Here is a 22,908-nt window from a genome sequence, read left to right as displayed (position 1 = left end):
GGCAGTGCCCTGGCCGCCAGCACGAGCCTGAGCACGATGGCAATGGCGATGATGACGGCCGCGATCGAGGCGGCCAGCGCGATATAGGCGGCGAACGGCGCCAGCGGGTTGAGGATGTCGGAAACGGCGCCGCCGATGAAGGCGATGCTGCCGGCCCATTTGCCGGTGCGGCTGAGCGACGCCCTGATCAATGACGGCGCGGCGCCAGCCCCAATGTCAGCCATTTTGCGAGCCCCCCTAGCCGCCGGATGCCACGCTCCTTCCCACGGCAGGCGCAGCTTTGGCAAGGAAAGACAGGAAACGGGCGATTTCGGGGCGGTGGCAAGGCTTGGTTCCTCTCCCCCGCCTTGGCGAGTGGGGAAACAGGCCGCCGGCACTCGACATTCCCTGGGCTAACCGGCATTAACCAAATGGACGCACCCGCCGGGTTACGTTAGCTTCGCCTTATCTCAGCAACAGCATCGCCAGAACAGTCCAGCCCTTGTCCTTGCCGCGTCTCTTTCCGCTCTTCCAGAAAATCCTCGCTGTCCTGGCCCTGGCGGCCCTGATGGCCGGCTGCTCGACCACGGCCCCGCCCGACAGCGTTCTGGCCGTGCCGGCGCCACCGCAAAAATACGCGGCCATCGTCGTCGATGGAAAGAGTGGCAAGCAGCTGTTCGAGGTCAATTCGACGGCGCAGCGTTATCCGGCCTCGCTGACCAAGATGATGACGCTCTATCTGCTGTTCGAGGCGATGGAGACCGGCCGCGTCACCAAGGAAACGCAGATCCCGGTTTCGGACCACGCCGCCTCGCAGCCGCCGACCAAGATGCGTTTCCGGCGCGGGGAGACGATCGACGTCGATTCCGCCATCCGCGCCATCGTCGTCAAATCGGCCAATGACGTGGCCGTGGCGGTGGGCGAATATCTCGGCGGCTCGGAAGACCAGTTCGCCGCCATGATGACATCCAAGGCGCGCCAGCTCGGCATGAGCAGCACCACCTTCCGCAACGCATCGGGCCTGCCCGATGACGGCCAGCTGACGACCGCCCACGACATGGCGGTGCTCGGCATGTCGTTGCAGCGGCGCTTCCCGCAGCACTTCCATTATTTCTCCGAAAGCGACTTCATGTTTCGCGGCCGGCTGGTGCGCGGCCATAACGACATGCTCGGCCGCGTGCGCGGCGTGAACGGCATCAAGACAGGCTATATCAGGGCTTCCGGCTTCAACATCGTCACCTCCTACGACGCCGACGGCCGCCAGCTGATCGTGGTGGTGATGGGCGCCGACAGCGCGCGCCAGCGCAACGACCATGTCGAAGCGCTGATCCAGCGCAGCCTGTCGCCCAGCATGGCCGACACCAAGACCAGGCTGATGTTCGCCGAACAGCAGTGAGGTGAGGCGTGATCCGCGCAGCGGACAAAAAGCCAATTGCCTGGCTTTTGGAACGACGAACGGTGCACACACGGTCCGCCCTTGAGCGGATCAAAAGGTCCAGTGGACCTTTTGAAGGGTCTGAACGCCCAAGGGGCAGGGAGCCTGCGAAGGGCCGGCCGCCGTCCCAAGTCGTGCCTTGGTGCCCGCGAAACTTCGCAGCCGGCTACCATCTTGCAACTGTCACGCAATCGTGCGGAAGACGTGGCATAGGCTTGCGAATCCGACAGTGGATAAGCGCCGTCGCCTCAGCGTATCCTAACTTACAGCGCAGGAGCCCATCATGAGCACCGTACCCAAGGCATCCGAGCAGAAGTCGGCCGACAATGAGAACGACAGCGGCGGCGAGTATTTCGAGGCGCCGACCACGCAAGAGGATTTGCACGAGGTTTCCGACGAGCATTTCGACACGCCCGAAGTGCCGGATTCCGAGCCATCAGGCCCGGGCGCATCGCGGCTGAAGCCGAAGAAGAAGCCGTCGGCGATCTCGGGCCGCAAATTCCGCAAGCGCGACCTTGTGCGCATCGACACGCTGCGCCCGAGCCTCGCCGATCGCATTCATTCGGACCACCCCGACCTGCCCAAGGGCGCGCGCATCAGCCGCGAGGAGCTCGGCCGCTACCGCATGCGCTACATGGAGGAGCTCTTACAGCAGGAGCACGGCGAATTCTCCGAGCTCGACCGCCAGGTGGTGGAATCGATCGCCCGGCAGGACACGATTTCGGAAAACAGCGAAGAAGAATTCGAGGAGCACCGCTCCTTCGCCGACCGGGTTTCCGACAACATGGCCGCCTTCGGCGGCAGCTGGTGGTTCCTGATCTCGTTCGCCAGTGTGCTCCTGGTGTGGATCGGCATCAACCTGATCGCGGGCATGGCGGGCGCCTTCGATCCCTACCCCTTCATCCTGCTCAACCTGCTGCTCTCCTGCATCGCCGCGGTCCAGGCGCCGATCATCATGATGAGCCAGAGACGGACGGAGGCCAAGGACCGGCTGCGCTCCTTCAACGACTACCGGGTGAACCTCAAGGCCGAGTTGGAAGTCCGCCACCTGCACGAAAAGCTCGATTACCTCATCTCGCGGCAATGGACGCGACTGGCCGAGATGCAGCAGATGCAGCTGGATGCAATGCACGAACTGGCGAGCGCGAAGAAGGCAAAGCGGGCGGTGCGGGGGCGGCGGCCGGTGAAGAGCCCGGTAGAGCAGTGAGGGGTGGTGCCCGCGCATTGGGCGAACGCTCTGCTACCCAAGCCAAGTTCGCAACGCCGCCAATTGCCCGTTGAAGCCCGCGCCCGCTTCCGCTAAGAAGCCGTGACTTGCCGGTTCGCCGGCTGGTTCGTTTTCCGGGCTCTTCGTCCTGAAAGCACCCGTAGCTCAGCTGGATAGAGCGCTGCCCTCCGAAGGCAGAGGTCACAGGTTCGAATCCTGTCGGGTGCGCCAAATTCCGCAGGTCCATTCCGGACACATGGGTTACGGTTCATACCGGAGACATGGCTAACACTTTTGGCCCGAAGGGGTTTTGGAGTGGTTCGAGCCTGCATGTCGGCCACTTACTCCGATCGCCTCCTTTCCACGACCTGTGCGCTGGCTCCGGCGGGCGGCCTTTTTATGCGACATTCGGGAACCTGCTGTTCCTCGGCTGGTTCGAATGCCGGCAGCTTCCCTCGCTGCTGGTCAGGTCTCGCAAGACTTGGCCGGGCCCGCTTCGCCGCCAGTGAGGCGGGCCCACAGCGATTGGCAAGTCAGGTCCGCACCAAAGGAGCAGGGATGAAGAAGACATACGAACAACCCGTTCTCATCAAACGCCAGCGGCTGTCCAAGGTCACGGCAGGTCCGGGACCTTTCGCTCTCATTCGGCCAACCACGTCCGGCTGACAGCACCGCTATCGCAGGAGCCCGCTGCCGAAGGTGGCGGGCTCTCATCTTTCCCGGGGGGAACAGCCTGACGAAGCCAAGTTGGGGCAAACGCAGCCGACTTCCCTTCGCTGCGTGTACTTCTGCTCTGTATTGGAACCGCCTTCTGGCTCTCAGTGGTGATGGCAGACGAGGCTCGCTTGCCCCAAGGCAACTTTCCGCAAGCGGTTGCTTGAGGAGCATCTGGAAAGCCGGAAGCTGCTATACCGCCCGCCGACAAGCCAGGTGCTGTTCACATTCCCAAGGTCTGATTGGGTTCCAAATGAAGGAAAGCTGCGAGCGAGCTGCTTGAAGCATCGAAGGCGGCCTGGTTGGCTTGAGCAAACTCTGCCAGCGCGTGCTCGACTCCGCCAGCCGCGGTTCCTGTAAGCTCCATGCGATACAGCACCTGGTGGGTGAGCATTGCGAGCTTGGCGTCTCTGTACAACACACTGTGCTTCACAGTTTCAGTGTCGAAGTCTCCGATCAGCATGATGGTTGCTCCGGGTTTTGTCTCCGGAAATCTCCCATGTCGGTTTTGGTTCCGGCAGCCGATGGGGCGGGATATCCGCCCCAGCGGTTGGTGGGCGAGCGCCTCGGTCTTGAGAGTAGCTCCGGCCCGTAGAGTTCAAGCGCGGCGTTTCGGCCGTTGCACTGTTTTCATCTCTGTTTGGACTGGCCCCGCTGCCGCGAAGGTGGCGGGCTTTTGGCCATCATCGGCGCGCAGCGAGAGGCCGGCAAGCCGGCCATGGTGCTCATTGCGCCAACAAGGGCGTTACGCCGGCAGCGCCTTTCGCCTTCAAAGCCGATAAACAAAAGCGTTTTCGGACGCCGCGAACCTTGACCGCCTCAGAAAATCTCAGTGGTTATGACTAGGATTATTCCTATTGCAGCCAAGACCATGACTACGATCATCGCGGCTTCAAAACTTCCTCCGGCTCGGCCACCGAATGCTATCATTTTTGCGCTCCCCGATGCGCGCCCGCTCTGCCCTCTTTCAAGGAAAGACCGAAGGCTGCTTGGGTGAAATCACCTATGTTAATGGTGAACCATGAAACATGGCTGCCGCCCTTCTCTCGCCGCAGTCCCTACCGATCTGTTGGAGGTGTAAGTTCCGGGCCCTGCAGACCGCTGCCGCGACATACCGGGCATCTGATAGTAGAACCTTTGCAGCCCGGTCGGTGAGCCCCATGCGGGCAACAAGTGCCGTTCGAGGCCAACCATTTTCCGCAGTCGAATACCTTCCCGGCGCCGAGACACCGCCGACACTGGAATTTTCTGAATCCTGCCAAGCACCACCCTGCCCACTAGACGAGACGGCAAGAACGCAAGGGACGGAGATTAGTTTCAGCTAATTCACTTGACTGGCAAGGAATGTGTTCCTTGTCCCTGAATGCATCTGAGCAGGAATAGCTAATGCTAAACGCCAGAACGCGCCATGGGGGCGGAGCTGTGTCGGAATTGGAGCTGCCTGCCAAGCAGGCTCTCACCGCGGCCGCGGCAATGCCGTCGTCGCGGACCTCTGCTGAAGGCGTTGCGAAAGCCGAACCAGGTCGATAGAGAGGGCCAAAATCAAAGCTGAACAACCGAGGATGTTTGGGCCTATTGACGCCTCATAGCCCCCACCGCGTCAGCGCCCTTCCCTAGGAGCCAGACTTGGCCACAACCGCCACAACCATCACCAGGCGTGTCCTGATCACCGGCGCCGGCGCGGCTGACGGCATCGGCTTTGCCATTGCGCGCCAGTTTGGCCAAGCCGGGCATGCGGTTTTCCTGACCGGCGCCAGCGCGCGGGTGCTGGAGCGCGCTGGCGAGCTTCGCGGCGAGGGTGTCGATGCCACGGCCGCGGTCGCCGATCTCACCATCGCCGCGGAGGTGGGGCGGCTGCGGGCCGAGGTCGGCGCTATCGATATCCTGGTCAACAATGCCGGCATGGGCTCGCTGGCCTCGCCGTCCGTCGACAAGGCGTTCCTAACGATGAGCGAGGCCGAGTGGGACCGGGGCATCGAGACCAGCCTGAAGACGGCGTTTCTCGTCACCAGGGCGTTTCTGCCGGCGATGGTCGAAACGGGGTATGGGCGCATCGTCAACGTCGCGTCGGTGACCGGGCCGCTGGTCTCCTACCAGGGCACCGCCGCCTATTCCGCGGCGAAGGCCGGCATGGTCGGCCTGACCCGGACATTGGCGCTGGAAGTGGCGCGCCACGGGGTCACCGCCAATGCAGTGGCGCCCGGCTGGATCGAGACCGGCGCGTCGAGCGAGGCGGAACGGATAGCGGCCCTGCATGCGCCGCCGGGCCGCGCCGGCCGGCCCGGTGAGGTGGCGGCGGCGGTCGTGTTCCTGGCCTCCGAGAGCGCCAGCTATATAAACGGCGCCTTGCTGGTGGTCGATGGCGGCAACAGCCTTGAAGAGCGCAAGGGATAGAGGGCGCGGCCGGTTTTATGCCCGTGTGGATTTCGACCTTCGGCGCAACTCCTTCCACCGGAGTGAACTGCGATCCCTATCTCGGGTGAAATTTCTCGCCGCCGCACCGGGCCGCCAGCCACAGTCGCTTGACTAAATCATCAGCCTACACTAATCATAAGTCATGACTGTTGACAGCGCACAGCTTGCCGCCCTGGGCGATCCGACCCGAAGGCAGATTTTTGAGCTGATAGCGGAGCGGCCGCGCTCGGTGGCGGAGGTCACGCGGCAGGTCAGCGTATCGCAGTCCGCGGTGTCGCAGCATCTGAAGGTGCTTCGCGATTCGCGGCTGGTGCGTGCGGAGCCGAAGGGCGCCAGCAACGTCTACCATATCGATCCGCACGGGCTTGGCCAGATGCGCGCCTGGCTCGACCGGTTCTGGAGCAAGACGCTCGCGACCTACAAGCTGGCCGTCGAGACCCCACCAGAGGAGTGACCATGAACACCCGGATTCCCATCGCCTCCGTGAAACAATCCGTCGTCGTCGAGGCGCCGATCGAGCGCGCCTTCAAGGTCTTCACCGAGGATTTCGGCAGTTTCAAACCGCCAGAGCACAATCTGCTCGCAGCCCAGATCGCCGAGACGGTGTTCGAGCCTCGCGTCGGCGGTAACGTCTATGACCGCGGCGTCGATGGCAGCGAGTGCCGCTGGGCGCGCGTGCTGGCCTATGAGCCGCCGAACCGCGTACTCTTGAGCTGGGACATCAGCCCGCAATGGCGCATCGAGACCGACCCGGCCAAGACCAGCGAGTGGGAAGTGCGGTTCACCGCCGAAACGGCTGAGCGTACCCGCGTCGAGATCGAGCACCGCAACCTGGAGCGCCATGGCCAGGGCTGGGAAGGTGTGCGCGACAGCGTCGCCGGCGATCAGGGCTGGCCGCTTTACCTGCAGCGCTATGCCGATCTGGTTGCTCGGCAGGCCTGATCGCGGTTCAAAGGCGCTTCGCCCTCTGGGCGGTCAGGGCGCCACGCCTCTGCACGCCCAGGCGACATTGGCGAACGACCTCGGGCCGTCCGGTCGCCCGGCCTGATAGGCATCGCGGACGGCAGCCTCGGTGCGTTCGCGCTCGGCTGCCTCGAGCGTGGTCATGTATTTGCCGAGCGGGCCCTCGCCGGCTGAAATCGGCGCCCAATAATCGGCGAAGTCCTGGTAATCCATACGGATCATCAGCTCGGTTTCGGTAACATCGGCCAGCCCCTGCTCGATGAAGGTCCGCTTCATTTCGCCGGGCTGCATCATCGGCTGGAAGCAATAGCGGCCGCGCAGCTGGCGACCGCTCTCGCTGAGCGCGGCGACCGTGTCGATCATCATGCGCATGCCCGCCATGCCGCCGAGATGGTCCCACACCACGGCCGCGACCACCCCGCCCGGCCGCGTCACCCGGCGCATTTCGGCAACCGCCTTGCCGGCTTCCGGCACGAAGTGAAGCACCAGCAGCGCCAGCGCGCGGTCGAACGCATTGTCGGCGAATGGCAAGGCGGTGGCGTCCGCCTGCTGGATCTCGATGCGCGGATCGGTGTTGCGCCGCTTTGCCGCCTCGACGAAGACAGGCGAAAAGTCGATCGCCGCGATCGCCGCGAGTTCGGCGGATTTCGCCAGTTCGAACGTCAGACTGCCGGTGCCGCAGCCGACATCGAGGATCTTTTCGCCGGGGGCGAGCCCGGCGAAGCCGATGAAGCTGGGCGCGAGCTTTCGGCTCCAGCGGCCCATGAGCTGCTCATAGCCGGATGCGTCATGAACGGTGAAACTCGACGTCATATGCACCTCCCTGGCTGTGGGTACAGGCTAGACCTCTATCAGGATGAAGCCAAGATAGGGGGGAGTACGGTTGATGCCAGCATCCCAGGACAGGGGAAGGGCCGGTGTTTTATGCGACGCCCTTGAATGTCGCCACGCTCTCGCGCTCCACCAGCGGGCATTCCAGCTTGGTGATTGGATATCGCCCCCGCCCCACTATCGCAGGCGCTTCCAGCTGCTCGATCGCCCATTGGCCCATGGCCATGTGCGGAAGGATCGACGTCGTCAGCGGCGGGAACAAATGCCGGGCGATTTCCTCGTCGTCATAGCCGACGACCGAGATGTCGGCGGGAATGTGCAGTCCGGCTTCCTTAAGGGCTTCGTAGCAGCCGATCGCGGTGCGGTCGTTCTGGCAGAAGATCGCGGTCGGGCGGTCCTTTAGCGTCAGGAGCTTCACGGTCGCGGCGTAGCCGGCGCTGGCCGACCAGTCGCCCTCGACCACCAGTTCCGGGTCGAAGGGGATGTCGGCGGTGGCGAGCGCGCGGCGGTAGCCTTTCAGCCGGTCCTGTGCTGCCTGCATCCAGGGTTCGCCCGTGATGGTGGCGATGCGACGGTGGCCATGGCTGATCAGGTGTCGGGTCGAGCTCTGGCCTCCGGCGATCTCGGAGGGCACCACGGCGGGGAAGGCATAGTCCGCGGTATAGCAGTTGAGCAGGATGACTGGGATCTCGAGGCCGTAGAGGAAATCGGGCGCCGTGATTTCGCGGGTGAAGATGGTCATGTAGATCAGTGCCGAAATGCCGCGCCTGGTCAGCGCCGAGATGGCGCGCGGCTCCATTACGGCGTCGCCCATGGTCTGTGCCACCAGAAGCACGTTGCCGGCGTTCCACGAGGCCTGGCGCGCGCCTTCGATGGCGACCACGGCTTCCGGGCTGGTGGCGAGCTGGTCGACGGCGAAGCCGATCACGCCGTCGATTCCCTCGAAGGCCGAGCCATCAAAAGCCCCCTCGAAAGCCGCAACGGGCTTCAGCGCGGAGAAGGCGGGGGCGCTGTAGCCGAGCGCGCGCGCCGCCTCGATCACCCGCTCCCGCGTCTGCCGCGACAGGCGAATGCCAGGCGAATTGTTGAGCACGAAGGAAACCGTCGCCTGCGAGCAGCCGGCGGCCCTCGCAATATCGGTCATGGTGACGCGGCCCTTGGGCTTTGCCGCCGCCTTGCGGAGCTTCCTGATGGCCCGGTCCGTCGTCTCGCTCATATCCCCCCCAAATCCCCAGCCTGTCTAGCTTCAGCTCGCCGGGCCGACAAGATGAGGCGACGCTTCCGATTCATACCGGCATCGATCTTACTGATAATTATTACCATCCTTGAAGCTCATCCCCGTCCCAAAGGCTCGAGCCCTCGCAAAACCAGAGGTCGTAAAGGCTTTGGCTGTGTACGATCGGCCATCGCAGCGTCGGCAGATCGATTCGGCCATGACACCTAAGCGCCACCGGGCCGGTCGTTTGCTAATAGTATTTACTAATACAAGGATGCGCTATACCGTCAATCCTCGCCTCCGGCCACATTGGTCCGGTTGGTGACGGAGGTGTCCGTGAACGGCCCGACGGAGAGCGGATATCACTTCCGCGAACCATGTCTCAGATATGTGATATGTCAGACAAATCGGACTATTTACGAACGGGGAATGAGTGTCTAAAGTCCGTGGCCGTGGCTGGAAACGACGCCATTCTTTTCAGTGCCGGGGAACCCCTTTGAGGAGGAGGGCGTCCACGCCGCGGACGGCAATTCAGGTGAGCAAGACAACTTAGTGTGCAAGACAATTTACTGTGCAAGTCCGGTCAGTCCTACGACTGACCAAAACGGGAGGTTGAACATGAAATCCTTGATACGCAATGCATCCGTGGCCGCCGCGGCCCTGGCTGTCGGCCTGACGGCGACGGCAATCGCGCGCGCCGACGACAAGCCGACGCTGGCCTTCGTCGTCAACGGCGCTTCCGATTTCTGGAAAGCGGCCGAAGCCGGCGTCAAGAAGGCGCAGGGCGAACTGCCCGACTACACGCTCGAACTCAAATATCCCGAACAATCCTCTGTCGCCATCCAGCAGCGGCTGATGGACGATCTGGTGACCGCCGGCGTCAAGGGCATCATGGTCTCGGCCGTCGATCCCAAGACCTCGACCGATGGCCTGAACAAGATCGCTTCGCAAACGGCGCTGTTCACCACCGATAGCGATGCCCCGCAGACCAAGCGTGTCGCCTATATCGGCTCTTCCAATGTCGACGCCGGCAAGCAGGCGGCCGAAATCGCCAAGAAGGCGATGCCGAACGGCGGCAAGTGCCTGGGCTTCGTCGGCCTGCTTGGCGCCGACAATGCCAAGGAGCGCATCCAGGGCATGAAGGACGGCCTCGCCGGCACCAAGATCGAACTGGTCGACGTGCGCGGCGACGACATCGACCAGGCGCGCGCCAAGAAGAATGTCGAGGACGCGCTGGTCGCCAGCCCCGACGTCACCTGCATGGTCGGCTTCTACTCCTACAACACGCCCCGCATCTATGAAGCGCTGCGCGATGCCGGCAAGCTTGGCTCGATCACCGTCGTCGGCTTCGATGACGATCCGATCACGCTGGGCGGCGTCAAGGAAGGCACGATCGCCGCCACCGTGGTGCAGCAGCCCTTCGAATGGGCTTATCAGGGCATGAAGCTGATGGCCGCGTATCTCAAGGGTGACAAATCGGGCATTCCGGCCGGCAATTTGATCATCATCCCGACCAAGATCATCGGCAAGGATGACGTCGACGCTTACGCCGCCAATCTCAAGGCGATGGCTGGAAACTAAGACCAGAAGCAGTCCAGCCGGCTCAACTTCGCTTGAGCCGGCTGTTCGCATTGACGAACCCTGCCGGGGTCGTCAGTCTGCAGAACGGGCATTTCGGCCCACCGGCTGCTGTCAGGCATGATGAATTATTCCGACACATCCATAGCTGCGACCACTCCGTTCCTCAGCCTTGAGAACGTGCGCAAGACCTATCCGGGGGTCGTGGCGCTCGACGGGTTTTCCATGGAGGTCAGGCCGGGCGAGGTCATCGGCCTGGTCGGCGAGAATGGCGCCGGCAAATCGACGCTGATGAAGATCCTCGGCGGCGTCACCACGCCTGACAGCGGCGCCATCACGGTCGACGGCGCCGCCCACAAAGGCCTGAGCGTGGAGGGGAGCCTGGGGTCGGGCATCGCCTTCGTCCACCAGGAACTCAACCTCTTCGAAAACCTCGACGTTGCCGCCAACATCTTCTTCGGCCGCGAGCCGTTGCGCGCCGGCCCGCTGAGACTGGTCGACCGCGCGAAGCTGCGCGAAATGGTGGCGCCGCTGCTGAAGCGCGTCGGCGCCAATTTCTCCGCCGATACGCAGGTCGCGGATCTGTCGCTGGCGCAGCAGCAGATGGTCGAGATCGCCAAGGCGCTGTCGATCAAGGCGAGGCTTGTGATCCTCGACGAGCCGACATCGAGCCTGCCGCTGGCCGAGACCGACAAGCTGCTCGACGTCATCAAGGCGCTGAAGGCCGATGGCATCAGCGTTATCTTCATCTCGCACCGACTGCACGAGATCGAGCGCGTCGCCGACCGCGTCGTGGTGCTGCGCGACGGCATGCTGGCCGGGACGCTCGGCAAGCGCGACATCAATCACGACCAGATGGTCAAGCTGATGATCGGCCGCATGCTGAAGGAGCGCGAGAAAGCCTCCGAGGCGGCGCGTGCGCCCGGCGCCGTGGCGCTTGCAGCCAAGGCCGTCCGCACCCCCACCTACCCCAGCCGGCCGGTCGATCTCGAGGTCAGGCGCGGCGAGATCCTCGGCCTTGCCGGCCTTGTCGGCTCCGGCCGAACCGAGCTGGCGCGGGTGTTCTTCGGCATCGAAGCCAGCCTTGCCGGCACGCTGGAGCTCAACGGCAAGCCCTTAACGCTGGCCAGCGCGGCGGACGCCGTCGCGCAAGGCATCTTCCTCGTGCCGGAAGACCGCAAGCTGACCGGCATCCTGCTCGACCTGTCGATCGCGCAGAATATTTCACTCCCCAATTTGCCGGCGCATGCCAGACGCTCGCTGGTCTCGGCAAGTGCCGAGACCGCCACCGCCGAGAAGCAGAAGAAAAACCTCGGCATCAAGGCGCCCTCGGTGCAGACGCGCACCGGCACGCTGTCGGGCGGCAACCAGCAGAAGGTCGTGCTCGGCAAATGGCTGGCCATGAACCCGAAGGTGATGATCCTCGACGAGCCGACGCGCGGCATCGACATCGGCGCCAAGGCCGAGATTTACGGCCTCATGCGGGCGCTGGCCGACGCCGGCGTCGCCGTGCTGATGATCTCTTCCGACATGGAAGAGGTGATCGGCGTCTCCGATCGCATCGCCGTCATGCATGAGGGCCAGATCTCGGGCATTCTCGACAAGGATCAGTTCAGCCAGGAAAACGTGCTTTTGCTCGCGGTGGGCAAACCGGTGAACAGGCCGTAAGCGGAGACGACGATGACAAAGAAAGATCTCGGCCTGCTGATCCTGATCCTGGTGGTCGGGGCAATCGTCGCCATCATCAATCCGCGCTTCCTCTTGCCGATCAACCTCGCCAACACCTCGAACCTGATCGGCCTGTTCGGCATCCTCTCCATCGGCCAGGCCTTCGTCATCATCACCGGCGGCATCGAACTGTCCGTCGGCTCCGTTGTCGCGTTGCTGGGCACGCTGTTCATCGACTTCATCGCCGTGCGCGGCATGGGATGGCCGATTGCCTTCGTGCTCATCCTGGTGCTCGGCGCCATCATCGGCCTGGCGCATGGCTGGCTGATCACGCGGCTCAAGCTGCAGCCCTTCGTCGTGACCTTGTGCGGGCTTTTGATCTATCGCGGCGTCGCGCGCTTCTACACCGCCGACGGCACCGCCGGTTTTGCCTTCGGGCAGAATTTTCCCGATCTCGAATTCCTGACCGCCGGCCGCTCCTGGGGCGTGCCGAACTCCTTTTTCGCGCTGATCGTCATCGCCGTCGTCATGTGGGTGGTGCTGCACCGCTCGGTGTTCGGGCGCTATCTCTACGCCATCGGCAAGAACGAGGAGGCGGCGAAATATTCCGGCATTCGCACCGGCCGCGTCGTCATGGCGGCCTACGTCATCTGCGGCGTGCTCACCGCGCTGTCGGCGATCTATTTCGCCATGTACACGCGCTCGATCTCGCCGGCCAGCCACGGTCAGTTCTACGAGCTCTACGCCATTGCGGCCGCGGTGCTCGGCGGCTTCTCGCTGCGCGGCGGCGAGGGCTCGCTGATCGGCGTCATCCTCGGCACGGTGCTGCTGCAGGAACTGCAGAACCTCGTCAACCTGCTCGGCATTCCCTCCTCCCTCAACTTCGCGGTGATGGGTGGCGTCATCCTCATCGGCGTGCTGGTCGACCAGCAATGGGGCGTGTTCCGAGCGCGACGGCGGATGGTCGATGCCGCCCGCAAGGGCGCTGTCGGCGCCGCCGCGGAATAGGTCCCTTCCGGCCTTACCGGTGCAGGGGTGACGGGGTGGCGTGCCTTTCGCGGCACCCTCTGGTCATCCGCCATGCCTGGCTGAAATTACCTGCCGCTCTGTCGTGCGGCGCGGCGAACGCTTTGCAACAGGATGGCAAGGCAGCCAACCAGCAGCAGCGCGCCGCCAAGCAGCGGCGGCAGCGCGAGCAACTTCACCGCCGCGGTAACGGCGGCCACCAGGACCAGCGCCAGCAGGGCCAGATTGCCGTCATCGACGAACATGCCGATGACTTCCCTGGCAACGAGACGAAGGACGTTCATCAGGCGAGTCCTCCGGCTGCTGTTGGACGGATACCGCGCAGCCAGCGCACCATGGCGAAGGACGCCAGCGCGACGATGGCGAAGATGGCGAGCAGGGCAAGATCGGCGCCAGGCCAATCGGCGCCGATGCCTTCGCCGGTCCAGAAGATGCCAAAACTGGTCAGCATCAGCCCGACCACGAATTTGAGCGCATTCTCGGGCACGCGCGCCAGCGGCCGGTGGACGGCCAAGCCGACAAGCATCACCAGGATGAAAGCCGCCAGCGCACCCATGCTGGCGTAAAATGTCTGCCCATGCGCGGCGCCGACGGCGATGACGATGAACACCACCTCGACACCCTCGAGCAGCACCGCCTTGAACGAGGCCAGCCCGGCGAGGTAATCGGCGCGCCGATCGGCGGCCTGCTGGTGCAGGGCCACGGTTTCCTTGGCGAAGGCCGCCTCCTCGTCATGCAGGGCAATGACGCCGACGCTGCGCAGGATGGCTTTTCGCAGCCAGCGCATGCCGAACAGGATGAGCAGCACCCCGACGACGAACTGCAGCGTGGTGATCGGGACCAGCGCCAGCAGCGGACCGAAGGCCAGCACCAGGGCCGCCAGCACAGCCAGCGCCAGCGCGGCGCCGGTCAATGCCGGGCGCCAGCTGCGTGTCACCCCCACCGCCAGTACGATGGTGAAAGCTTCGACGACCTCGACCAGGGAGGCGAGAAATGCCGCCGTGATTATCGAGAGGACGGGTGTCAGTGTCTGCATGGAGTTTCCTGTCTGGCTCGACCTCATTTCGAGTTCGCGGATCGTAATCCAGAATCACCCCACGCGGCCAGCAGCCCGGAGCGTTTCCAGCGGCAGCGCAAGCAGGCGGGTGAAACAAGGCAGATCAGATCAGGCCCGACATGTCGGAAAAGGCCATGGCCTTGCGCAGCACTTCCGCGAAACGTTCGCCGGCCACTTCGCGCGGACCGCTGTTGTCGATCGACGTGACGCCAGGGCCGGACAAGCTCATATTGGCGCTGCGCGCCAGCCGCGCCAGCACCTCGCCGCGCGACTCGCGGCCGCGCATCGCCAGCCGCTCCGCCAGCACCTCGGGCGAAGCGGTGATCTCGACGACGGCCAGATTGGCATAGCGCTCGCGCAAGGCGGGGATGATCGCGCGCGACACGTTGGCCACGGCGACATGTCCATTGGTGACAGACCAGTCGACATCGGCAGGCAGGCCATAGCGCAGGCCATGCGCTTCCCAGGAGATGGCGAAGGCGCCGTCAGCCTCGGCCTCCGCGAAGGCGGCGTCGGCCAGCGTATCGTGGTCCTCGCTCGCCGTATCGCTCGGCCTGGTGATGACGCGGCGCACGAACTCCAGCTGCGTCTCGTCGGCAAAGAGCGCCTTGGCATAGCCTATGACCGTGTCCTTGCCGGCGCCGCTGGGGCCCACGACAGCGACGAAGACGCCGTGGCGGATCGGGAAGGTTTCGGCGGACAGTTCGCGCTCGATCGAGGCCGACACCATCATGCCACCCGGCATCCCTGCCGCCAGACGGTGCGTACGACCGGAACATGATCGTCGACGCGCACGCGCACCAGATCGGCGCGACGGCCCTGCTCGATGACGCCGCGGTCGTCGAGGCCGACGGCCCGCGCCGGGTTCTTCGAAACCATGGCGACGGCCCGCGGCAGCGAAATACCTTCGACCATGTCGCCGAGGAAGAAGGCCGACTGGATCAGGCTGAAGGGAATGTAGTCGGACGACAGGATGTCGAGCAGGCCGTCACTGGCCAAGGTGCGTGCCGAGACATTGCCCGAATGCGAGGCGCCGCGCATGACATTGGGCGCCCCCATCAGCACCCCAAGCCCGGCGGCCTTCGAGGCACGCGCCGCTTCCTCGGTGGTCGGGAACTCGGCGACCCGCACACCCTGCTCGATGGCCTCCTCGACATGAGCCGACGTCGCATCGTCGTGGCTGGCGAGCACGATGCCGCGCTCCCGGCAGGCGGCGGCGATGAAGACGCGGTTCGGCCCGGAGTTGCGTGACGATTCGTCCATCCGCTTCTCGCAGAATTTCTGGAAATCGCGATCCGAGAGTTTCAGCTTGCGCTGGTAGTAGTAGGCATAGGTTTCAAGATTGACGAACTGGCGCTGGCCCGGTGCGTGGTCCATCAGCGACGCCAGCTTGACTCGTTCGTCACCGTCGAAATTGGCGAATGCGTTGAGGCAATCCGGCGCTGAAACCTCGCAGCGAAGGTGCAGGAAGTGATCGGCCCGCAAACGATCCTGCGCGACGCTGTCCTCGATCGCATCGGCCAGCTTGCGTATGTCGTCCAATGTCAGGTCGGCGTCCTCGTCCATGCCGACGCGCAAGGCATCGAGCACGGTCGTGATGCCGGCGGTCGCCACCTGCGCGTCATGGGCGAGCACCGCGGCGATCGGGTTCCAGCGCACTTTCGGCCGCGGCGCATAATGGCCCTCGAGATGGTCGGTGTGGAGTTCGACCAGCCCTGGAATGATGAAGTCGCCGCCCATGTCCTCGCCGGTCCGGGCCGAACCGGCATCGATGCCCGCGATCAAGCCATCGCGCAGCACCAGTGAGCCTTCGACGATCTCGTCGGCAAGAACGATGCGGGCGTTGGAAAGAACAGTTTCGGCGGTCATTGCGGGTAGTCCTTGGTCTTGCAGTCGGGTTTCGTTCAGGCGATTTTTCGGGCCGGGCGGCGTCCGAGCGCGTGCTGGGAAAGCACCATGAACGGCGCACCGGGCTCGGGTTCGATAAACAATGTCAGCGCGTCCACGAGCACGGGCTGGCGCAACACATCGGCGAAAAGGCTGTCGATGGCGGCGCGCAGGCGAGGGCTTTCCCGTGGGCCGGCCCGCCCCGACAGGGTCATGTGGAAGCGGAAGGTCTCGAAGACATAGGGATAGCCCCATTGGCAGAGATTGCGAAACTCGACCGGCTTCAGCGAATCCGGGCTGCGCCGCTCGATCTCGGCCTCGGACAGCGGCGCGCGAAACCGATCGAAATCGCGTACCACATTGTCGGCGAAGCGGTTGAGCGGCGGCAGCGGACCATCCGGCACCAGCGCGAAGAAGGTGTCGATCTGGCTGACGACCAGGCGCGGGATCGTGACGACAGGCGTAACCTCGGCAAAATGATCCAGCGCCGCCCGGAGCGAGGTTTCGGTCTCCGTCGCAGCCAGGTGGAAGGGCGCCTTCAGCGTCGCGTGAAAGCCATAGCGGCGCGCCGAAGCGGTGTGGAAGGCCACTTCCGCCGCCGACAGATCGGCAACGGCCTCAACCGGCCTTGTCGCGGCGCCGAACGGATCGCGGCCCAGCCAATTCGCGGCGATGCGCGCCAGCGGCTCGTCCTGCCGGGGGGTGAAATAAATGGCATAACGCATGGGAAGTCCTCGTCAGAACTGTTGCCATAGGTGATTTCCATGACGGATTGACGAAGCTTTGACGGGTTTTAGAAGGCAAATCGACACTTCGGGTCCTTAGCCGACGATTTTTCCAAGCTGGACCAATAAATTCGGCCGGACGGCGACACGGTCAGGCCTTCATCAACCATTCGTGCTCGGGAGCATTGTGGAATTTCCACGTCCGCTTCGGTCCGGCCATCACGTTGAGGTAATAGAGGTCATAGCCGTGGCAGGCGGCACAGGGGTGATAGCCCTTGGGCACCAGCACCACATCGCCATCCTCGATCGCCATGGCTTCGTCCAGCGCGCGATGTCCGCTTTTGTCGGCATCGGTGTAGACGCGCTGGAAGGCAAAGCCCTGGGGCGGGTTGAGGCGATGGTAGTAGGTTTCCTCGAGATAGGACTCGGCAGGCAGGTTGTCCTGGTCGTGCTTGTGCGGCGGGTAGCTCGACGTGTGACCGCCGGGCGTGATGACCTCGACGACCAGCAACGAGTCGGCCGGCTGGCCTTCCGGCAGGATGTTGGTGACGTAGCGCGTGTTGGTGCCCTTGCCGCGCACCTCCTGGCCGAGATCGCCCGGTCCGATCACCCGGACCGGCAGGCCGCCGCCAAGACCGGGCGCCGAGCAGACGCCAAGTTCCAGCTCGGTATCGGCCGTCACCGACCAGTCCGATCCCTGCGGCACATAGACCGACCACGGCTTGCCATCGAAGGGCGACATGCGCTCGCCGAGCAGGCCGAGATCCTTGCCGCCGGCTTTCACGGTACCCTTGCCGGTCACGAACACTAGGCAGACTTCGCGGTCTTCCGTCTTTCCCGACGCGTTTTCGCCCGGCTTCAGCCGATGCAGGTCGAAACCGACATAGGTCCAGCCGGCGCTTTTCGGCGTCACATGGGCGACGCGGCCATGGCCCTTGTCGGCTTTGACGAGCAGTTTCGACATCGGGTTACTCCTTCGGTTCGGTCTCGCTTGCGGCCTTGCTCTCGTCCACCGGCTTGTAGAGATAGAAAAACTGCCAGATGGCGTAGCCGGCAAAACCGAGCGCGATGACGCCCCAGAACGGCGTGCCGGACGCGAACTCGATCACCGACCAGATCAGGCAGACGGCCACGACGGCGATGCGCCGCCACAGCGGGCGGAAGAACGGGTGTTCATAATCTTTCATCGCGCCATCCGAATTCAGCAATCCGTCCTCAGATAGACCGCGCCTCACGGCGAATCCAGTCTTCAGGCATTCGGAAAACCTTGCGTCTCCACCGTGTAGCCGGCTGATGTCATCACCCGCATCAGCTCCCTGTGGCCAACCTGCGCCATCTTCAACGGCGGGTTCTTCTTCGGGTCCTGTTCAGCCTCGACCACGAACCAGCCTTCATAGCCATGGTCGGCGAAGCGCTGCACGATGGCGCCGAAATCGAGCGATCCGTCGCCCGGCACGGTGAAGGCGCCGAGCGCCACCGCATCGAGGAAAGATTGCCTGGTGCGGTCGAGCTTCTCGATCACGCCCATGCGCACATCCTTCACATGGACGTGGCTGATGCGCTTGTGGTGGTTGTCGATGGCGCGCAGCACGTCGCCGCCGGCAAAGGCGAGGTGTCCGGCATCGAGCAGCAGTGGGATGCCTTCGCCCGAATGGCGAATGAAGGCATCGAGCTCCGGCTCGGTCTCGACCACAGCCGCCATGTGATGGTGATAGGACAGCGGCATGCCTTGCCCGGCGCACCATTCGCCGAATACGGTCAAGCGCCGCGCGTAGGCCTTCATCTCGTCGCCAGTGAGCTTCGGCTTGGTGGCGAGCGGCTTGGTACGGTCGCCCTGGATCGAGCGGCCGACCTCGCCATAGACGATGCAGGGCGCGTCGACCGCCTTGAACAGGTCGATCATCGGCTGGATGCGGTCCTTGTTGGCAGCCATCTCCTCGTCGACCAGCGTGCCCGAAAACCAGCCGCCGCACAGCGTCACGTCGGCGGCCTTCAGGATCGGCAGCATGATGGCGGGGTCGTTGGGAAAGCGCCGGCCCATCTCCATGCCTGTGAAGCCGGCCGAGCGCGACTGGCGCAGACATTCCTCCAGCGACACGTCATCGCTCAGTTCGGCAAGATCGTCGTTCCACCATGCGATGGGGGACATGCCCAATTTGGCTTTCAAGTCGTCACTCCGGTCCCAAAAACAGTTTCATTTCTTGTCTGTTGGCGCCGCCCCTCATCCGCCTGCCGGCACCTTCTCCCCGTATAGTGACGGGGAGAAGGGAGGAGCTTGGGCGGTCGATATCAATCGCCGACGTTCTGCATCCGCCGCTTCTCGTCATAGGCCTTGCGCGCGGCGTTCACTTGAGGCCGCGCCGAGACCTCGGGCACCGCCACGTCCCACCAATGGCCGCCGGCATCGGTCGAAACCAGCGGATCGGTGTCGATGACCAGCACGGTGGTGCGATCGTTCTTCTTGGCTTTTTGCAGCGCGTTTTCCAGCTCGGCGATCGATGGCACTTTCTCGGCTATCGCGCCCATGCTTGCCGCATGCGCGGCAAAGTCGATGTCGGGCAGGATTTCGTGGCGCGAGTCCTGCAAGAGATTGTTGAAGTTGGCGCCGCCGGTCGCCATCTGCAGCCGGTTGATGCAGCCAAACCCCCTGTTGTCGAGCAGCACGACGGTCAGCTTCAGGCCGAGCATCACCGAGGTGGCGATCTCGGAGTTGAGCATCAGGTAGGAGCCGTCGCCGATCATGACGACGACCTCCTCGTCGGGCTTGGCCATCTTGGTGCCGAGCCCGCCGGCGATCTCGTAACCCATGGTCGAGAAGCCATATTCGGCATGGTAGGAGCCGGGCGCGCCGGCCTGCCAGAGCTTGTGCAGTTCGCCCGGAAGGCCGCCTGCCGCATGCAGCAGCGTCACGCCTGAGCCCATGGCGCGCTGCACGGCGCCGATCACCTGCGCATCCGAGGGGAAAGCAGCGTTGGTCGAGGCCGTCACCTTGGCCGCGTCGGCCTGCCAGGCCTTCTTGCCGGCGGCCGCATTGTCGGTCCAGGCGGCAGGCGCCTTCCAGCCTTGCAGCGCGGTTCCCAACTCGGCCAGCCCTTCCCAGGCATCCGCGACCAGCGGCAGCGCCCGGTGCTTGCCGGCATCGAAGGGCTGCACATTGAGCCCGATGATGGTCTTGCCGGAATTCTTGAACAGCGCCCACGAGCCGGTGGTGAAATCCTGCAGCCGCGTGCCGATGGCGAGCACGACATCGGCCTCTTCCGCCAGCCGGTTGGCGGCCGAAGTGCCGGTCACACCGACCGCCGCCATGTTGAACTGGTGATCGTCCGGCAGCGAGGACTTGCCGCCTTGCGTTTCGCAGACCGGGATGCCGGCGGCTTGGGCGAATTTGGCCAGTTCGTCCGAAGCCTGAGAGTAGAGCACGCCGCCGCCGGCGATGATCAGCGGCTTCCTGGCTCCCTTGAGCGCCGCCACGGCCGCCGCCAGTTCGCCACGGTCCGGGCGCGGCCGGCGCTGACGCCAGATCCGCTCGGCAAAGAAGCTCTCGGGATAGTCATGGGCCTCGGCCTGCACGTCCTGGCAGAGCGACAAAGTCACCGGGCCGCATTCGGCCGGATCGGTCAGCACCTGCATGGCGCGGCTCAGCGCCGGAATGATCTGCTCCGGCCGGGTGATGCGGTCGAAATAGCGCGACACGGGGCGGAAGCAGTCGTTGACCGTCGCCGTGCCGTCGGAAAAATCCTCGGCCTGCTGCAGCACGGGATCGGGAATGCGGTTGGCAAAGACGTCGCCCGGCAAAAACAGGACGGGCAACCTGTTTACGTGGGCAAGGGCCGCCGCCGTCACCATGTTCATCGCGCCGGGGCCGATCGAAGAGGTCGCGGCCATGAAGCGGCGGCGGAAATTGGCCTTGCCATAGGCGATCGCCGCATGCGCCATCCCCTGCTCATTGTGGGCGCGGAAAGTCGGCAATTCATCGCGCACCTCGTAGAGCGCCTCGCCGATGCCGGCGACATTGCCATGGCCGAAGATAGCCCAGACGCCGCCGAAGATCGGCGTTTTTCTCCCGTCGATCTCGGTCATCTGGCGGGACAGGAAGCGGGTCAGCGCCTGCGCCATCGTCAGGCGGATTGTCTTGCTCATGGTGTTTTCCTCCGCAGTCGCTACACCGTTGCGTGTTGTTATGCCGCCTTGCGGCCGCGCGCGGCAAGCCACGCTTCGGTCAACTGTTCGAAACGCGACGCCATGTCGGCGACTGCCTCGTCATCCGACATCCTGCCGGCCAGCCATTGTTCGGCTGCGTGGACGAAGATGGTGCGCCCGACGGCAAAGCCCTTGACGATAGGCGCGTTGGCCGTGGCGGCGAAAGCGGCCTCCAGCTCGTCCTGCGGCGCCTCCAGGCCAAGCAGGACAATGCCGCGGCACCAGGGGTCGTGCTTCAGGATCACCGCCTCGATCTTCGCCCAGGCGCCGCTCGACGCCTGCGGTTCGAGTTTCCACCAGTCCGGCTTGATGCCGAGCGCATAGAGTTCCTCCAGCGCGCGCGGGATGGTCGTGTCGTCGAGCTTGCCGTGCTTGCCGGCGATGATCTCGATGAGAAGTTCACGGCCAACTTTGCGCGCGGCCTCGAACAGCGCGCGCAGCTTCTGCTGTTGTTCTTCCTTCAGTTCCGCCGGATCGTCGGGATGATAGAAGCACAGGCACTTGATGCAGTGGTCGACAGGCCATTCGGTAAGCTGCGAGCCGATGTCCTGCGAGAATTCGAAGCGCAGCGGCCGCGAGCCAGGCAGTTCCACCGGTCGTCCGAGCCAGGCGAAGGGATGGCGGGCGAATTCGAACATCGCCTCGCGGCCATGTTTCTCGTCGATCAGCATGCCATAGCCGTCGCGGCCGGCGGCGACCTTGGCCGCCGCCTTGACCGCCAGCACCTTGAAATCGCGGATGCGCGCCGGATCGGCACCTGTCTTGGCCGCCACATCCTCGAGCTGCACACGGTGATCGCAGGCGAGCGCCATCAGCGAGGGGATGTCGCGCCGGCGTGTCGTCGCCCAATGGATGTGGTTGATCGCCTCGTCCTTGCGCAGCGCGCGATGCTTGCTGCCGTTCTCGAGGAAGAACTGCAGCTCCTCGAAGGTCGGGTATTCAGGCGCGCAGAGCAGCCGCGACACGGCGAAGGCGCCGCAGGCATTGGCCCAGGTCGCCGCCGTGGCAAGGCTTTCACCGCCGAGCCAGCCGCGCAACAGACCGGACATGAAGGCGTCACCGGCGCCAAGCACATTGTAGATCTCGATCGGGAACCCCTTGCCGACGACGCCGTCCTCGAGATCGTCGCTGATCGGTCCGTCATAGACGATGCAGCCCATGGCGCCGCGCTTCAGGACGATGGTGGCCGAGGACAGTGAGCGTATCGTCTTCAGCGCGCTCAGGCAGTCGTCGGCACCGGACGCGATCATGATCTCTTCCTCGGTGCCGACGATGAGGTCGCAATCGGGCAGCACCGTCTTCAACCGGGCCGAGACGCGGTCGGATTTGACATAGCGCTCAAACCCTTCGGCGTGGCCGGCAAGGCCCCACAAATTCGGGCGATAGTCGATATCGAACACGACCTTGCCACCCCTGGCCTTCATGATGCGGATCGCCTTGCGCTGGGCGGCATCGCTGTTGGCGCGGGAAAAATGCGTGCCGGTGACGACGATCGAACGGGCCGAGGCAATAAACGCCTCATCGATATCCTCCTCGGCCAGCGCCATGTCGGCACAGTCGGATCGGTAGAAAATCATCGGCGAAACGCCTTCGCTCTCGACCGAAAGCAGAACCAGCGCGGTCAACCGCTCCTTGTCGGTCTTCAACCCGTCGGTGTTGACGCCTTCGCGTTTCAGCTGTTCGCGGATGAAGCGGCCCATCTGCTCGTCGCCGACGCGCGTCAGCAGAGCCGAGCGCAGCCCGAGCCGTGCCGTGCCGACGGAAATATTGGCCGGGCAGCCGCCGACCGACTTGGCGAAGGAGGTGATGTCCTCCAGCCGCGATCCGATCTGCTGGCCATAGAGGTCGACGGACGCGCGGCCGATGGTGATGACATCGAGCGGCGCCTGTCTTGCGTCCACGGCTTCGCTCATTGGAACCTCCCGTCGGTCGTGTCGTCATGGACAACATTGTTTGGGTAACACGCGCGAGCGGCTGCGTGGCGCCGGCAATATGAAATAATAATTC

The 22,908-nt window shown here is 64.1% G+C and carries 21 protein-coding genes and 1 tRNA gene; 9 read left to right on the top strand and 13 right to left on the bottom strand.

The annotated features are described in order from the left end of the window. Positions 1-481 precede the first annotated feature (481 nt). The 3 genes from X742_RS155895 to X742_RS155905 all read left to right on the top strand — a co-directional run bounded on the left by X742_RS155895 (position 482) and on the right by X742_RS155905 (position 2,852). On the top strand, positions 482-1,375 hold the full coding sequence (locus X742_RS155895; protein ID WP_023772189.1) for a D-alanyl-D-alanine carboxypeptidase family protein: 894 nt from the start codon (positions 482-484) through the stop codon (positions 1,373-1,375). A gap of 322 nt (positions 1,376-1,697) precedes the next feature. Then, on the top strand, positions 1,698-2,621 hold the full coding sequence (locus X742_RS155900; RefSeq protein ID WP_015314520.1) for a DUF1003 domain-containing protein: 924 nt from the start codon (positions 1,698-1,700) through the stop codon (positions 2,619-2,621). Between the two features lie 154 nt (positions 2,622-2,775). Beyond that, a tRNA-Arg gene (locus X742_RS155905) sits at positions 2,776-2,852 on the top strand. A gap of 706 nt (positions 2,853-3,558) precedes the next feature. Here X742_RS155905 and X742_RS155910 read toward each other — a convergent pair. After that, positions 3,559-3,798 carry a hypothetical protein gene (locus X742_RS155910; protein ID WP_023772188.1) on the bottom strand — a complete coding sequence of 80 codons (240 nt, stop codon included), beginning with the start codon at positions 3,796-3,798 and terminating at the stop codon, positions 3,559-3,561. A gap of 1,163 nt (positions 3,799-4,961) precedes the next feature. Between X742_RS155910 and X742_RS155915 the strand changes: the two genes are divergently transcribed. From X742_RS155915 to X742_RS155925, 3 genes are all read left to right on the top strand, one after another. Further along, the gene (locus tag X742_RS155915) at positions 4,962-5,729 is read left to right on the top strand and encodes an SDR family NAD(P)-dependent oxidoreductase (RefSeq protein ID WP_051407636.1); all 768 of its coding nucleotides are present in this window, start codon (positions 4,962-4,964) and stop codon (positions 5,727-5,729) included. Between the two features lie 163 nt (positions 5,730-5,892). After that, entirely contained in the window at positions 5,893-6,204 is a 312-nt protein-coding gene (locus X742_RS155920) for a metalloregulator ArsR/SmtB family transcription factor (RefSeq protein WP_023772185.1), read from the top strand. 2 nt (positions 6,205-6,206) lie between these two features. Continuing rightward, a complete protein-coding gene (locus X742_RS155925; protein WP_023772184.1) occupies positions 6,207-6,692 on the top strand; it encodes an SRPBCC family protein in 486 nt (161 codons plus the stop codon). Positions 6,693-6,725: 33 nt separating this feature from the next. Here the strand turns inward: X742_RS155925 and X742_RS155930 are convergent, their stop codons facing one another. Together X742_RS155930 and X742_RS155935 are read right to left on the bottom strand one after the other, a co-directional pair. Then, on the bottom strand, positions 6,726-7,526 hold the full coding sequence (locus X742_RS155930; RefSeq protein ID WP_023772183.1) for a class I SAM-dependent methyltransferase: 801 nt from the start codon (positions 7,524-7,526) through the stop codon (positions 6,726-6,728). A gap of 109 nt (positions 7,527-7,635) precedes the next feature. Then, positions 7,636-8,760, bottom strand: a complete 1,125-nt coding sequence (locus X742_RS155935) for a LacI family DNA-binding transcriptional regulator (RefSeq protein ID WP_023772182.1) — start codon at positions 8,758-8,760, stop codon at positions 7,636-7,638. 618 nt (positions 8,761-9,378) lie between these two features. Here X742_RS155935 and X742_RS155940 point away from each other — a divergent pair. From X742_RS155940 to X742_RS155950, 3 genes are all read left to right on the top strand, one after another. Continuing rightward, positions 9,379-10,341: a sugar-binding protein gene (locus tag X742_RS155940; RefSeq protein ID WP_023772181.1), complete on the top strand. Its 963-nt coding sequence runs from the start codon at positions 9,379-9,381 to the stop codon at positions 10,339-10,341. A gap of 120 nt (positions 10,342-10,461) precedes the next feature. Further along, complete coding sequence (locus tag X742_RS155945) at positions 10,462-12,006, top strand: sugar ABC transporter ATP-binding protein (RefSeq protein ID WP_023772180.1); 1,545 nt, start codon at positions 10,462-10,464, stop codon at positions 12,004-12,006. Between the two features lie 12 nt (positions 12,007-12,018). Continuing rightward, entirely contained in the window at positions 12,019-13,014 is a 996-nt protein-coding gene (locus tag X742_RS155950; RefSeq protein ID WP_023772179.1) for an ABC transporter permease, read from the top strand. Positions 13,015-13,100: 86 nt separating this feature from the next. Here the strand turns inward: X742_RS155950 and X742_RS155955 are convergent, their stop codons facing one another. From X742_RS155955 to iolC, 10 genes are all read right to left on the bottom strand, one after another. After that, a complete protein-coding gene (locus X742_RS155955) occupies positions 13,101-13,316 on the bottom strand; it encodes a hypothetical protein (RefSeq protein WP_023772178.1) in 216 nt (71 codons plus the stop codon). Then, on the bottom strand, positions 13,316-14,068 hold the full coding sequence (locus tag X742_RS155960) for a COG4280 domain-containing protein (RefSeq protein ID WP_023772177.1): 753 nt from the start codon (positions 14,066-14,068) through the stop codon (positions 13,316-13,318). Before X742_RS155960 ends, X742_RS155955 begins: the two co-directional genes overlap by 1 nt. A 124-nt stretch (positions 14,069-14,192) precedes the next feature. Further along, positions 14,193-14,822, bottom strand: coding sequence for a phosphonate metabolism protein/1,5-bisphosphokinase (PRPP-forming) PhnN (gene phnN / locus X742_RS155965; protein WP_023772176.1), 630 nt, complete (start codon positions 14,820-14,822; stop codon positions 14,193-14,195). Continuing rightward, the gene (locus X742_RS155970; RefSeq protein ID WP_023772175.1) at positions 14,819-15,958 is read right to left on the bottom strand and encodes an alpha-D-ribose 1-methylphosphonate 5-triphosphate diphosphatase; all 1,140 of its coding nucleotides are present in this window, start codon (positions 15,956-15,958) and stop codon (positions 14,819-14,821) included. The genes phnN and X742_RS155970 overlap by 4 nt, the downstream gene beginning before the upstream one ends. A 35-nt stretch (positions 15,959-15,993) precedes the next feature. Beyond that, positions 15,994-16,701, bottom strand: a complete 708-nt coding sequence (locus X742_RS155975; RefSeq protein ID WP_023772174.1) for a DUF1045 domain-containing protein — start codon at positions 16,699-16,701, stop codon at positions 15,994-15,996. A 151-nt stretch (positions 16,702-16,852) separates the two neighbouring features. Next, positions 16,853-17,665: a 5-deoxy-glucuronate isomerase gene (iolB, locus tag X742_RS155980; protein ID WP_023772173.1), complete on the bottom strand. Its 813-nt coding sequence runs from the start codon at positions 17,663-17,665 to the stop codon at positions 16,853-16,855. Positions 17,666-17,669: 4 nt separating this feature from the next. Beyond that, on the bottom strand, positions 17,670-17,888 hold the full coding sequence (locus tag X742_RS155985) for a DUF3329 domain-containing protein (protein ID WP_023772172.1): 219 nt from the start codon (positions 17,886-17,888) through the stop codon (positions 17,670-17,672). Between the two features lie 62 nt (positions 17,889-17,950). After that, positions 17,951-18,868, bottom strand: coding sequence for a myo-inosose-2 dehydratase (gene iolE / locus X742_RS155990; protein ID WP_023772171.1), 918 nt, complete (start codon positions 18,866-18,868; stop codon positions 17,951-17,953). A 122-nt stretch (positions 18,869-18,990) separates the two neighbouring features. Then, positions 18,991-20,841, bottom strand: coding sequence for a 3D-(3,5/4)-trihydroxycyclohexane-1,2-dione acylhydrolase (decyclizing) (iolD, locus tag X742_RS155995; RefSeq protein ID WP_023772170.1), 1,851 nt, complete (start codon positions 20,839-20,841; stop codon positions 18,991-18,993). A 38-nt stretch (positions 20,842-20,879) separates the two neighbouring features. Beyond that, the gene (gene iolC, locus X742_RS156000; protein ID WP_023772169.1) at positions 20,880-22,814 is read right to left on the bottom strand and encodes a 5-dehydro-2-deoxygluconokinase; all 1,935 of its coding nucleotides are present in this window, start codon (positions 22,812-22,814) and stop codon (positions 20,880-20,882) included. Positions 22,815-22,908: the final 94 nt, after the last annotated feature.

The organism is Mesorhizobium sp. LNHC229A00 (assembly GCF_000502415.1).
GTDB lineage: Bacteria > Pseudomonadota > Alphaproteobacteria > Rhizobiales > Rhizobiaceae > Mesorhizobium.
This window is presented reverse-complemented; position numbering and strand designations above follow the sequence as displayed.